This window comes from Gimesia aquarii, assembly GCF_007748175.1.
Taxonomy (GTDB): Bacteria; Planctomycetota; Planctomycetia; order Planctomycetales; family Planctomycetaceae; genus Gimesia; species Gimesia aquarii_A.
This window is the reverse complement of record NZ_CP037422.1, coordinates 242,084-254,229: the sequence shown is the minus strand read 5'-3', so window position 1 is coordinate 254,229 and position 12,146 is coordinate 242,084. Positions and strand designations below refer to the sequence as shown.

The window sequence follows — 12,146 nt, the reverse complement described above, 5'->3', positions numbered from 1 at the left end:
AAACGATCGCTCATAGTTCCCGCAGGCGAATATTACGATAATGCACCTGATTGACGAGGTTCCCATGAATCTGTAATGCGATAATTCCCTTGAGCGGAATCTTCGGATCGTCTTCGGTAAAGTCGACCGTCTGTACTCCGTTAATCCAGAGCTGAATCCGTGGACCTTCACAGCGGATGCGATACGTGTTCCAATCATCCATGCGAATTGGCAAAGTTCGTTGGTCTTTTGGTGGTCCAGCCAGAATTTTTTTGCGGCGGGATTCGTCATACAAACAGCCCCAGTAACCGGTACCCAGGTCCGCCTGATATCCAATGACTTCATGATGATCGGGAATTTCCGCCGTACGAATTTGTATACCCGCATTGGTTTTATCACCGCGTAATTTGAATTCCAGCTTGAGTTCAAAATCATCGTATTCCTTGTTGGAACGCAAAAACTCATTACGCTCCACTTTCTCAATCAGACTGCCACCAACAATTTCTCCATCCTCGATTCGGAAAATCTTTTTATTGCCATGCCAACCGTCAAATGACTTGCCATCAAACAGAGATTGGAAGCCTGACCCTTGTTCGTCCTGTTTTGCCTGAATTCGCACACGCTCCAGTTGCTGTGTAGCCCGTTGTTTCAGGTTGGCATTAGAAGTGGTCGCGATGACCTGTTGCAAGGCGTTTTGCAGCAGGTCAGCATCGACGGGAGTGCCTCGTTCTGCCCAAGAAACTATTATAGAACTAGCAGGCACATTGAGCTGTTTGTCTTTGAGCAGAGAAACCGTATAGTTCACTGCCAGGGGATTTGGATAGCGTCGTAAAACTTCAAAGACCAGTTTTCGTTCATCGTTCCGTTCTGCATTCGCCAGCGTATTGCGACAGACTTCCAGACGTTGTTCCGGCGTCATGTTGAGCTGGCGAGCAACGCGAATATAACCGCGAAGAGAACGAATTTTGTATTTTCGGTTCTCCAGATTTTTTGCGAGATCCAACAACGCAGGAGCGACATCAATACTGACCCACTTCCCCAATAAGTCGGTGGCGGTGTTTTGTAAAGCGTCATTGTTCGAACGCGCTGCTTTGACAATAGTCTTGAGTGCCGTTTCGCCTCCAATGGCCGCCAGTTGCTTCAGCAGGAGCTGTTTTTGTTCAGTTGTAGCGCCCTGCATCGCAGTCGCCAACGCTTGTGCGGTCTGATCTAAAGGCAAACGCGAACAGGCCGCTTTAAGGGCGTCACTGGTGGTTTTATCATTCGGATTCTTTAATGCCAGCGCGATTAGCTGAGAAAGAGTGGCCGTAGAAGTCGTACCCCCCAGTGCTTTGATGGCTGCTTGCTTGACCTCAGTATTAGAATGACTGGCTAATGAAAGCAATGTTGGGGTTACAGAATCAATACGGCACGCCCCCGCCAGTTGCAGCCCCATCAGTTGCTGTGGGAGTCCTTCGCTCTCAACCAGTTTTCGTGTATTTGACTCAATTAAAGCGTTCACTTTTTCAGGAGGTTGGCTGGAACTGATTTGGGTGATGACAGCTTGCGCTGCAGACACGATTTCAGAATTGTTTTGCTTCAATAGACCAAACAGGTCGTTCAAAACCTGAAGTTGAGCGTTTTTGTCCAAAACAGGTTCCAGTTCGCCTAATGCATAAATCGCCTGAAGTTTGAGCGGTTCCGACCGTGTAGCTGCCACTTTGCGAATCAAAGGCAGTGCTGTCGAATCATGTGAAAGACTCAAAGCGGCGATCACAAGAGCTTTGCGTTCGTCAGGAAGCGCGTTAAACACATTGATGAGTGTGGAAGTGGACTGTTTACCCAAATCGCGGGCCGCTTGTAAACCAGAACGAAACCGGGAAAGGTCTTCTGACTTGAGTTCCTGAGCCAGCAATCCGAGTCCCGCTTTACCTTTAAGCACTATCGTCAGTTGCATGGCCGCCACCTTGATATTTTTCGGCAAATCGGCTTTGTGAACGAGTTCTGTCAAGGCGATCGCCGTTTGTTTGTCTCCTTTTTTTGCCAGCGAACGAGCACACATCAAACACGCAAAACCCACTTCACGCTGTAACTTCTCATCCCCTTTGCCAATCGCAGCCTGCAACGCGTCTGCTGCGGATTTAGTACCAATCGAACCCAAAGCATGTGCAGCAGCGATGGCAATCTTTGTATTTTTATCTGAGAGAAGCTTTGTCAGATCTCCGGTTGCTTTCTCGTCTTTACGCTTGCCAATCGAATTGATCACGCCAACCAGTAGATTTCCTTTCACTTCTGTTAGAGCGTTTCGCAGCGCATCATCTGCCCCTTGATCGGGAATGTTTTCCAGAGCAGAGCGAGCATACGTTGCCAGTTTTGCATCGTTAAGGTAGTTCGCAAGGGAAGCAATTGCCGACTGATGACCTATGGCAGCCAGACGGCGACAGGCCATCGCTTTGGTATGGGTGTCTGCATCAGAATTCAGAACCTTCACCAACCGTGCCGTCTCTTTTTTAGAGTCATTTTTCGTATCGGTTTTGGCGGGTGCTACGTTAAGCAGCAGAGAAAAAGAAAGTAACAGGATCACAGGATACTTCAAAGCAAACATGAGCACGAATTCCTCGAGGGAAAGGATGTGTAAAAAATAGTCGGAAAATCAAAAACCATTTCTATGTGAAACGCAGCTTAGACAGTCCACGGTTCTCGCATCGCGCGGCTCCGCATGCGATTGGCTTCATCGTCGTTCACAAATTCTTCTGTCACCGGATCAAACTGCAATTTCCGTCCCAGCTTCCAGGCAATTGCTGCCGCATGACAGGCAATGTGGGAACGAGCCATTACATCTTCGTTGGCCGCGGGTTTGGAACGAGTTTTCACACAGTTAAAGAAATCACGTACATGAAATTTAGGTGATGTACCCGGAATCGAACTGGGTGAGGGAAGTGATGCCCTTAGTTGGTCTGAGGACACGGCCGTTTGACCCGAGTCACCGGTTTCGACCCAGCCTGCTTCGCCTTCAAACCGAACCGGGCAGGTTCCCAGTCCCATCCAGCCATTGCGACGCATAACTAGTTTCACACCATTTTCGTAAACACATTCAATGACGTTGTCATTCGGAACATCCTTGGGTTCATACGTCACTGGCATGGTATGGTCTGCATCGAGCGCCCATTGACAGATATCCAATGTATGCGCCCCCCAGTCGAGTAGTTTCGCACCGGAATCAAAATCGTAATGACCACGCCAGGCGCCATCAACATATGCATGATTGTAAGGCCGCCACGGTGCGGGTCCAAGCCACATGTTCCAGTCCACTACTTCAGGATCAGGCTCTGGCTCCGCCGGCAGCCAGTCGTGACGATCAATCAATTGATAGATGGAAGCATGCACGGTATGAATTTTTCCAAGTTGTCCTGTCTGAGCCAGTTTGGAAGCGTGCGCAAAGTTTGAAACATTACGACGCTGTGTGCCTGCCTGGAAAACACGACCCGTGCGTTGAATTGTCTCTTGCAATTTACGGGCGAGTTCCATTGTAATCGCACACGGTTTTTCGGAATATACATCCTTTCCCGCTTCCGCCGCCATCATCGACGCGGTCGCGTGCCAGCGGTCGCCCGTGGCTATTAAGACAGCGTCAATGTCGTCCCGTGCCAGGAGTTCGCGGAAGTCACGATACGTATCACATTTCTGATCACCGTTCTGTTTGTCAGCCATGCCTTTGACTGTTTTGCGTTGGTCCGCACGAACGTCGGCAATCGCCACAAATCGTACATCGGGTTGTTCCAACATATGACTCAACACATAACCACCGCGTCTGCGAATACCGATGCCTCCCAGATTGATGCGTTCGCTGGGAGCCACTGTTCCGTTCAATCCCAACGCAGTTCCGGGAATGATAGTAGGAGCCGAGAAAACGGTACTGGCGACAGCCGCCGTTTTCATAAAGTCACGACGATTTAGAGCACCTTTGTTCGTCATTAGATTCTCCTCGTAAGCTATTGGGGGGGGGTGAGTTGAATTTGTATTTTCAATATGTTTTGTCTGGCGAACAGTCAAATCAACGTTTGCACAATTTCATTTATTGTAATCTTCAAGGTAGTGCCCGTCTTGGAAATTCGAGGCGAAATTGTGTATATTTAGCGCATTCCTGCACCAGAAATAAATTCCATGAATGTCCCCCTCCAGCAACAATTCTTCAAAAAAGTCCCCGGAATTGAGCAAACGTGTCGACTGTTCGCCCATTTGCCCGATGTGTATCTGGTTGTGAAAGATGACGAAGGACGATTCATTAAACACAACCAAGCATTATTAAACTGGCTCAAAGTCGATTCTGATGAGGAACTAATCGGTAAGACCGATTTTGACATCCATCCATGGGATCAAGCCGAGGCATATCAACGCGAAGATCAACGCGTCATGAAATCGGAAGAACCACTGGTTGATCTCGTACATCCTGTGACCGGCGGTGAAGGAGCCACCTCCTGGTTTCAGGTCATCAAAGAACCCTTGTTCGATAAGCAACGCAGAGTCGCAGGCGTCGTGGGGATGATGCGCGATTATCAGCGTGCCGGTCTGGCGATTGCCCCCTATCTGGAAATGCAACAAGTGTTCGATCATATCGATGATCATTTTCAGCGAGAAATCACAGTGAAAGAACTGGCATCTCTGGTGGAACTTTCGACCAGCCAGTTTCAACGCCGGTTTCGCAAGCTGTTCAACACAAGTCCCGCCAGTTACATTAATCACGTTCGCATTCAATCTGCGTGTCGCAAGCTGACTTCCACTACTGATACGATATCACATATCGCGATTCAAACCGGATTTTACGACCACAGCCATTTCTCCAAAGTCTTTAAGGCATATACGGGAGTCAGCCCCACTGAATATCGTCGCCAATAGAAGCAAAAAAGCAGTAGTCTTGTTTCATTAATCTGCGATAATAGAAATATTGATAAGTTCAACACAAGCTCCACCAGCCTTGAACTTTTTGGGGATTAGAGTGTCACACTCTTAATGCAGAAAAAAAGTATTTTAAAAACACTCTCTGTTAGAAAAGACTCAGTATGGGACAGCGTTTCACCGAATTGCCAGAAAAACAAATCGAGTTCATCAAAGAGCAAAAGTTATTCTTTGTCGGGACAGCAACGGCTGACAGCCGGATTAATATCTCTCCCAAAGGCATGGACTCACTGCGTGTTCTGAGTCCCAAACATGTCATCTGGCTGAACGTGACTGGCAGCGGCAATGAAACTTCCGCACACATTCAGGAAGACGGGCGAATGACAATTATGTTTTGTGCCTTCACAGGGAAGCCTCTCATCTTGCGACTGTATGGACAGGCGAACGTTCTGCACCCTTACGATGCGGAATGGGACGAAATGGTATCCCACTTCCCTAATACGCCTGGCGCACGACAGATTTTTGATATGCACGTCGATCTGGTTCAGACCTCTTGTGGGATGGGTGTCCCATTTTATGACTATGTCGAAGAACGGGAACTGTTAACAAGCTGGGCCATCAAGCAAGGGGAAGAAGGCGTATCAGAGTACTGGAAAAAGAAAAACCAACTCAGCCTCGACGGCAAACCAACGCACATTCTGGATGCCGATCGTTAAACATGGATTCATTCTGTGAATGAATCACACTCGTTTGATATCAAAATACCCAAGAGAGGATTCGAACCTCCACGTCCGTTAAGGACACTAGAACCTGAATCTAGCGCGTCTGCCAATTCCGCCACTTGGGCTAAAGATTATCTGCCTGACAGGCAAGATCAAAAGCATCGACATAGGATAAGCTGATGTTTCTGCCCCGGCAAGAGATGCGATCACGTTTTTCTATCTTACTCTGCCTATTCAGTCTGATTTTCAGATAAATCCCTACAATTCACTCAATTCGATCCCCCGGCAGCGGTGCTAGTTGCGACTGCAGACCTGACTGTTGCGAGTTCGGGGAGTGGCTCTTCCAGGCATCCTTTTGATTTTGACCAGACGAGTAAGCCTTCGATCATCATCCAAACCTGTAAGGCAATGACGGCAATACCAAACAGGAACAGGTGTTGTTTATCGGGATTGGCGGCCCAGCCTGATTCGCTATTGAACATGTTCCAGAGCATCGCCCAGGCTGGCATGATTAACATCACGATCATCGGAACCAGCGCGAAGATGATCGGTTTATTACGGCGGCGGAGGTAAAACACGATTACCATAAACGCCAACCCTGCCAATAACTGGTTGGTCGCTCCAAACAGAGGCCAGAGAATCAAACCACCACTGCCCGGTCCCTGCGAGGCACTGGCCGGCAGCATGGCTACCATCCCACCGAGAATGACTGCCAGAGCTGTGGCAGCATATTTGTTCGTTAAAGGCTTGAAGTGAACCGTGGCCGCCAGCTCCTGAATCACATAGCGTTGTAATCGTGTCGCGGTATCTAATGTGGTCGCCGCAAAACTGGCAACCAGCACAGCAATGATGCTGATGCCTAATTTCAAAGGAATTCCAATAGTGCCTAGAAAGTTCGCTCCACCATGAATAAACGCACCAATTTTATCTTTCAATTTGAAAGCGGCCCAGCCTTTGCTGGCGTTGTAACGCGTTTCCCAGGCAGCAACTCCTGCCAGTTGGGTATCGGTGCCTTCGACCATCGTGGGTTGATAGCTATAAGCGGCTCCTTCTCCGATGCGCGAGAATTCTCCCATTCCTACACCGGCACAACAAGCCAAAATTACGATGACTGCCAACCCCCCTTCGAGTAGCATAGCACCATAGCCGACATATTGAGCATCAAGTTCTGACTCGACCTGCTTACTGCTTGTACCACTACTGACCAGACAGTGAAATCCGCTACAGGCACCGCAAGCGATTGTAATAAATAAAAACGGCCAGATCGGCGGTGCATCAGCGGGAATATTCGAGGCAACCGCAGGTGCGCTCCCCACTAAATCAGCTTGACCCGTAGCACCGGCAAAAATGGCACCGATGAGCAATAAACCCAATGCCAATACCAACTGATGGCTGTTGATAAAGTCACGAGGTTGTAGTAACAACCAGACAGGCAACACTGAAGCAATCGCACAATAAGCCAGTAATACGAACGTCCATAGTATGACGGTATTTGGGAACGCGCCCATAATGGGAATATCGAACAACGTTGAAATATTAATCGGTAAATAGTAAGCCCCGATATAAACCGACGCGTACACAATTGCCAAAGCAATAATCGAAGGACCTAATAAAGACGCATTTTGTTTATACACCATAAGCCCGATCACAATCGCAATGGGCATGGTGATCCAGACAGGTAATACCGTTTCCGGATAAAGGGCAAAGATGATGGCAATCACCAGACCAAAGATCGCCAGAACCACCGTGAGGGCTAACAACAGAATTAACAGAAATAAGATGCGCGTCCGCGGGGCAATTAAACGACCGGCGACTTCACCCACTGTTTGACCACGATTCCGTAACGAAACGACGAGCGCCCCAAAATCGTGGACCGCTCCAATGAAGATGGACCCAAATAAAACCCACAATAGAGCGGGCAGCCAGCCCCAGAAGACGGCAATCGCCGGACCTACTATGGGCCCTGTCCCTGCGATGCTGGTGAAATGATGACCAAAAATAACTTCTTTTTTTGTAGGAACAAAATCAACATCGTCCCGAAGTTGCTTACTGGGTACTTCAGCTTTGGCATCGACATTAAATATTTTTTGTGAAAGCCACTTACCATAAGTGTGGTAGGCAATAATGTAACCTACGAAGGCTCCCGCGGCGATCAGCAATGTGACCATTTATTCTTCACTCCAGTACGCTTCGAACAACCAGTCTTTCTGGCTGTTTTTTTATTTATAACGAGTCAGACTTGGGTTGATTAATGTTCTGATTCCTAGATTGGATTCCCTTCACATCAATGTAACATGAGTCTGACATTATGAACCCAGTGCTATTTACAGGTTAAACATCTCTCTTGTGATTCGCAATTAAGGCATCGCTCAGAACCAACATAACAACAACCATAACTATACATAAACAACCCAAAAAGCATTGTCGGGAAGCTACATCCGGCACAATCGGCAAATTCAACTCATTCAGAAAATTACACCACATCTCTCTGCAACACCCTTATTTAACCCATTTTAAACATTATAAAGATTAGCAAAACGTCGATGTAGTTAGTACCCACGAGAAACTCGTTTTTGAAAACAGGGATGTGGGTCATTGCCGTTATCAAAGTGTTCCAGCATTTGATGTCTCGTGATCGTATTGAAAGAGAGTCACCAGTAAGCAGGGCACTTTGGATTCCGGACTGATTTGTTTTACATACTTACGAATAGACAACGGGTGACAAATTTTACATTAGATGAAATAAGAGGTTTGTCGCCTCTTCAGATATCACCTCATTGACCCAAAACATGAAGATCTACGGAAGGAGTAACTACGATGCTTGTTTTGTCGAGACAACGCGACGAGAGCATCATCATCGGTGACAATATTGTCATTACAATTGTCGATATCCGAGGTGATAAAGTACGGTTAGGAATTCAAGCCCCAACAGAAATTCCAGTACACCGTCAGGAAGTGTACGATGCGATTCAGCGAGAAAACGCACTCAAAGAATCGGGTGAGCACCGTCCCTCACCTCAATCGCCTTCCAAAAATGCCGGCGAGCGATCATCCTGAACGACGAAGACGTTCGCTAGACAGGATATGACCAACTTTCAATTAAAGATTAATTGAAACTCCAACAGGGGGAGAGATTGGCAAGAAGTCAACTCCCCCTGTTTGTCTTTGTGGTCGCTCATGTTGAACGGGGCAGAGTTAAAGAAACGGTCCAGTGTCGATCGGATGACATGCGTGCCGCATTTTTGGGTAAGGAAAGTTCCTCCAACAATCCCTGAACTTCCTTGAATGTCAGTGCCGCATGTAAAGAATCTCTCAACAGTTGCTGTTGATGATGGTTCTCCTGCCCCGCATAGGCTTCAACCAGATGATCCACCTGGTCAACAAAATCTGGTCGAACCAGATCGCGCATGAACAGAAAACCTCCTGGTTTGAGTACGCGAATGACCTCACGAAACACTGTGATGGGGTCGGGGATATGGTGAATCAGACTGTTGGAGATCACGATGTCAAAAGTCTGATCTGAAAAAGACAGTTTTTTGGCATCAACAATCTCCAGAACAATTCTGTGCTCCAAGTTAACCTGTTTGATATTCTCCTGTGCCAGTTTCAACATCTCTTGAGCCATATCAACCGCAACCACTTTGATTCGATCAATGCGGTTACACAGTTCAATTGGAATCAAGGCAGTTCCTGTTCCGAGATCAAGCACGGTTATCGATACCGACCTGGCAGAATTTCCAAGAGCGTTCTGACCATTAAGGACAAATTCCAGTAAGTCATCCACAAATAAACGGTTGACTTCGCCATGGTCCATTGCATTATAGTCGACAGCTTCCTCTCGCGTATCCATGACTTCCGGCTCAAGCTGTCGAGGAATCATCGTTCTTGCCCTTCTGAAGCGATCGAAATCTCATCGTATTTAGAAAAAAAGTAGCCCTCATCTGGATGATGAGGGCTACAAATAAAAGTTTCATTTAGCGAAACAGAACGCGATTAAAGGTTACGCGTCTCCTTCAGCGCCTTCTACTGAGCCAACTGTTTCCAGTTCTTCAGTCTCAGCTTCATAAGAACCTTCAAAGCCGAGTTGTTTTTCGCCATCGACTTCTCTGACTTCGACGAGCACCTTGTTTTTGCCCTCAAAACTACCACGCAGCAGTTCTTCGGCCAATGGATCTTCGATGTACCGTTCTACAGAACGACGTAATGGACGAGCACCGTAGTCGAGTTCGCCACCTTCAGAACCTTTATCGATAATGAACTCGCGTGTATCGTCGGTAAGCTCCAAAGTAACGCCCTGCTCTTTCAGGCGACTGCGAACCTTGCTGAGTTCGATATCCACAATTTGCTTTAACTCTTCACGAGTCAGTTTACGGAACACAACCACTTCATCAAGACGTCCCAAAAATTCAGGTTTGAATTCTTTCTGAAGATCATGCATCAGGTTGCGTTTCATGGCATCGTAGCTGGTATCATCGTCTGCTTTTCGGAATCCGAAAGCATCTCCATGAGCCATACCTTGAGCACCCGCATTGGTTGTCATAATCAGAACAACATTTTTGAAGTCCACCTTACGTCCAAAGCTATCGGTGAGATGACCTTCTTCCATAATTTGAAGCAACATGTTGAACACATCAGGGTGTGCTTTTTCAATTTCATCAAGCAATACAACAGCATAAGGACGACGACGAATTTTCTCCGTCAACTGTCCCCCTTCTTCAAAGCCTACATATCCCGGAGGCGCACCAATCAGACGACTGACGTTGTGCTTCTCCATATACTCACTCATGTCAATTTGAATCAAAGCGTCTTCATCACCGAACATGAATTCAGCCAGTGTTTTGGCCAATAATGTTTTTCCAACCCCAGTCGGACCAGAGAATAAGAAGGCACCCATCGGTCGTTTCGGATCTTTCAGTCCACTACGACTGCGGCGTACTGCTTTAGAAACCTGTTTGATGGCTTCGTCCTGACTGATGACCCGCTCATGCAATTCATCTTCCATATTCAGCAAACGTACGGTGTCTTCGCTAGAAAGTCTTGTCAACGGCACGCCGGTAATTTTGGCAACCACCTCAGCGACAACTTCTGCATCGACCACCCCATCTACTTCTTTGGACTTTTCACGCCATTCCTGAGTCAAAGACTCTTTACGTTTCTTTAATTTATCGGCCTGATCACGAAGATTGGCAGCCAATTCGAAGTCCTGATTGGCAACAGCTTCTTCCTTCGATTGGTTCAAACGCTCTGATTCCTCTTCCAGTTCTTTCAGATCGGGAGGACGAACCATTGATTTCAAACGAATCCGGGCACCTGCTTCGTCAATCACATCGATGGCCTTATCAGGTAAACAACGACCGGTAATGTATCGCGAGGACAGCTCTACCGCTTTTTCTAAGGCATCATCGGTAATTTGTACTTTATGGTGCTCTTCATAACGTTCCCGTAAACCACGCAAAATTTCTACTGTTTGTGAATCGGTCGGTGGTTCAACCATGACATTCTGGAATCGTCGCTCCAGAGCACTGTCTTTTTCAATATATTTTCGGTATTCGTCCAAAGTAGTCGCACCAATACACTGTAATTCACCACGGCTTAATGCTGGCTTCAATACATTAGAAGCATCGATGGCACCTTCAGCGCCACCGGCTCCAACCAGTGTGTGCAATTCGTCGATGAACAAAATCGTATTTTTTGCACGACGCACTTCGTTCATGACGGCTTTAATGCGTTCTTCAAACTGACCACGATATTTTGTGCCAGCAACCATCATGGCCAAGTCCAGCACAACAATGCGACGGTCGCGAAGCAGGTCGGGAACCTCTCCATTCACAACCATCTGTGCAAAGCCTTCGACAATTGCCGTTTTACCAACACCGGCTTCACCTAACAGAACCGGATTATTTTTTTGCCGACGACAGAGTATCTGAATGACACGTTCAATTTCTTTCGAACGTCCAATGACAGGATCAAGTTTTTTCTGCTTGGCGAGTTCAGTTAAATCGCGACCAAAGCTATCCAGAGCGGGTGTTTTACTTTTACCCGCTTTCTGGCTACCAGTGCCAGGTGTTCGTTCGCCTGCTTCTCCACCTTCCAAACCATGCCCCAGAAGGTTCAATACCTCTTCGCGTACTTCTTCCAGTTTCAAGCCAAGATTCATTAAGACCTGGGCGGCAACACCATCTTGTTCTCGCAGTAATCCTAACAGGAGATGCTCAGTTCCAACATAATTGTGGTTTAAATTCCGCGCTTCTTCCATCGCATATTCGATGACTTTTTTGGCACGCGGTGTTTGAGGCAACTTGCCCATCGTTACCATGTCGGGGCCGGATTGCACAATCTTTTCGACTTCCAGGCGGATCTTTCTCAAATCCACGTCCAGATTTTTCAGTACGTTTGCAGCTACGCCTGAACCTTCTTTGACTAATCCCAGTAGGATGTGTTCGGTCCCGATATATTCATGATTAAACCGTTGGGCCTCTTGATTGGCCAACTGCATCACTTTTCGAGCTCGATCTGTAAACCGCTCGTACATAATTCGTTTCTCCTCTGGCCCTGTTTACTGTCGGGCAC

General features: G+C 47.3%; 8 protein-coding genes and 1 tRNA gene. 3 read left to right on the top strand and 6 right to left on the bottom strand.

The features are described 5' to 3' along the window. Positions 1 to 10: 10 nt before the first annotated feature. Positions 11 to 2,563, bottom strand: coding sequence for a DUF1080 domain-containing protein (locus V202x_RS01080; RefSeq protein WP_145170418.1), 2,553 nt, complete (start codon positions 2,561 to 2,563; stop codon positions 11 to 13). A gap of 77 nt (positions 2,564 to 2,640) precedes the next feature. Then, positions 2,641 to 3,933, bottom strand: coding sequence for a Gfo/Idh/MocA family protein (locus V202x_RS01075; protein WP_145170416.1), 1,293 nt, complete (start codon positions 3,931 to 3,933; stop codon positions 2,641 to 2,643). A gap of 189 nt (positions 3,934 to 4,122) precedes the next feature. On the opposite strand from V202x_RS01075, the gene V202x_RS01070 reads away from it, so the two are divergent. Both V202x_RS01070 and V202x_RS01065 read left to right on the top strand, forming a co-directional pair. Continuing rightward, positions 4,123 to 4,854 (top strand): AraC family transcriptional regulator, encoded by a 732-nt coding sequence (locus V202x_RS01070; protein ID WP_145170414.1) that lies wholly within the window; start codon positions 4,123 to 4,125, stop codon positions 4,852 to 4,854. 164 nt (positions 4,855 to 5,018) lie between these two features. Then, complete coding sequence (locus tag V202x_RS01065) at positions 5,019 to 5,570, top strand: pyridoxamine 5'-phosphate oxidase family protein (protein ID WP_145170412.1); 552 nt, start codon at positions 5,019 to 5,021, stop codon at positions 5,568 to 5,570. 46 nt (positions 5,571 to 5,616) lie between these two features. Here V202x_RS01065 and V202x_RS01060 read toward each other — a convergent pair. Both V202x_RS01060 and V202x_RS01055 read right to left on the bottom strand, forming a co-directional pair. Then, positions 5,617 to 5,701, bottom strand: a tRNA-Leu gene (locus tag V202x_RS01060). Between the two features lie 144 nt (positions 5,702 to 5,845). Further along, positions 5,846 to 7,744: a carbon starvation protein A gene (locus tag V202x_RS01055; RefSeq protein WP_145170410.1), complete on the bottom strand. Its 1,899-nt coding sequence runs from the start codon at positions 7,742 to 7,744 to the stop codon at positions 5,846 to 5,848. Positions 7,745 to 8,393: 649 nt separating this feature from the next. Here V202x_RS01055 and csrA point away from each other — a divergent pair. Further along, a complete protein-coding gene (gene csrA / locus V202x_RS01050; protein WP_144980093.1) occupies positions 8,394 to 8,633 on the top strand; it encodes a carbon storage regulator CsrA in 240 nt (79 codons plus the stop codon). A 118-nt stretch (positions 8,634 to 8,751) separates the two neighbouring features. Here csrA and V202x_RS01045 read toward each other — a convergent pair whose 3' ends face one another. Then, a complete protein-coding gene (locus V202x_RS01045; protein ID WP_197993155.1) occupies positions 8,752 to 9,456 on the bottom strand; it encodes a class I SAM-dependent methyltransferase in 705 nt (234 codons plus the stop codon). A gap of 120 nt (positions 9,457 to 9,576) precedes the next feature. Further along, positions 9,577 to 12,108, bottom strand: a complete 2,532-nt coding sequence (locus V202x_RS01040; protein ID WP_144980090.1) for an ATP-dependent Clp protease ATP-binding subunit — start codon at positions 12,106 to 12,108, stop codon at positions 9,577 to 9,579. Positions 12,109 to 12,146: the final 38 nt, after the last annotated feature.